General features: G+C 29.9%; 2 protein-coding genes. Both read left to right on the top strand.

All coding sequences use genetic code 11. The annotated features are described in order from the left end of the window. Positions 1-161: 161 nt before the first annotated feature. Positions 162-503, top strand: coding sequence for a type II toxin-antitoxin system RelE/ParE family toxin (locus AC23MB_RS14255; protein ID WP_055041224.1), 342 nt, complete (start codon positions 162-164; stop codon positions 501-503). A 3-nt stretch (positions 504-506) separates the two neighbouring features. Continuing rightward, the gene (locus AC23MB_RS14260) at positions 507-809 is read left to right on the top strand and encodes a helix-turn-helix domain-containing protein (protein WP_055041225.1); all 303 of its coding nucleotides are present in this window, start codon (positions 507-509) and stop codon (positions 807-809) included. The last annotated feature ends 232 nt before the right edge of the window (positions 810-1,041 follow it).

Raw genomic sequence — 1,041 nt, forward strand, 5'->3', positions numbered from 1 at the left:
AAGCATCGGCTCCGCTTGGTCTGAACTTGAACAGTTGTTCAAATTAAGCCCGCACTTCGCCAATACTTTTTCCGTTAGCAGAAATCGCATCCAAACTTTCCGCTTTAAAAATATTTTAGAATAAACTTGCAAATTGATAACTTTTAAGTTAACTTTGTAACATGAATTTTGAGAGAAAAATTATTTTCTACGAACGGTATTTTGTTAATTTCTATTTGGAACAAAACGAAAAAGTTCAAGAGAAAATTGAATATGTTTTTAAACTTGTCAGAACAGTTCAAAATGTTCCGAAGAAGTTTTTGCAACATATGGCAGAAACAGACGGACTTTACGAAATTCGAATTGAGTTTGAAAGTAATATTTATAGAATTTTTTGCTGTTTTGATAAAGGAAATTTAGTTGTTTTGTTCAACGCTTTCCAAAAGAAAACTCAAAAAACACCAAAAAAAGAAATTGAATTAGCTCTTAAATTGAAAAATGAATATTTAAATTCTAAAAAATAGAAAATGAAAAATAAAATAAGTGATGTGAATAATTTCGATGAATTATTAAACATCAAATACGGAGAAATAGGAACTGAAAAACGCGATGAATTCGAAGAAAAAGCACAATATTTTGTAATTAGTGAAATGTTGAAAGAAGCACGTAAAGAAGCGAAAATGACACAAGAGCAACTTGCTGAAAAAGTTGGAACTAAAAAAAGTTATATTTCAAGATTGGAAAATGGTAAATGTGATATTCAACTTTCAACTTTATATAAAATTTTTGAGTTTGGACTTGGAAGAAGAATTAATTTACTAATTAACTAAAATTGCGACTTCTGCTAACATTGTATTGGCAAAATGCGGGGTGAAAGGAAAGTTGAACTTTTTGTAAAATTTATCCGCCACTGCTTTTTTATTCCACAAAAAAGAGTAATTTAGTGTAAGAAAAAAGCATCGGCTACCTTCAGTCTAATTGCACTTTTCGGTTCCATTTAGCCCGCACTTCGCCAATACTTTTTCCGTTATCTGCAATTTTATACCAATATTGCGGTTTTTA

The organism is Soonwooa sp. T0.1_25 (genome assembly GCF_057652215.1).